This is a genomic window from Paraburkholderia sp. SIMBA_030 (genome assembly GCF_046535245.1).
GTDB lineage: Bacteria > Pseudomonadota > Gammaproteobacteria > Burkholderiales > Burkholderiaceae > Paraburkholderia.
On sequence record NZ_JAWRXB010001166.1, the window covers coordinates 1 to 251 of the forward strand.

Genomic DNA, 251 nt, shown 5'->3' on the forward strand with positions numbered 1-251 from the left:
TGTCAACACGACACCAACGCCACCCTGGATGCGGTGCTCAGCCTGAAGATCTCCTCGGCCATGGTTGGGGCTATGGAGGCGGAATCGCAATGCCGCGCAATGGAATCGATGATCAGGAACCACTGCTTGGCTTCTGCCGCCGAGGTCCTACCGGCACTTCGGAGTGCTGCCGAACGCTGTCTGGCGGCCGCCCCGCAGGTGCTCGGCAATGCCGCGGCAGGCGCCCCTCACCATCTGCGCAGCTCATAACC

The 251-nt window shown here is 64.1% G+C and carries 1 protein-coding gene; it reads left to right on the forward strand.

Features of this window, described 5'->3' with window-relative positions:
- A partial coding sequence (locus SB772_RS43705) for a hypothetical protein (protein WP_410838990.1) occupies positions 1-249 on the forward strand: 249 nt, incomplete at its 5' end.
- Between the last annotated feature and the right edge of the window lie 2 nt (positions 250-251).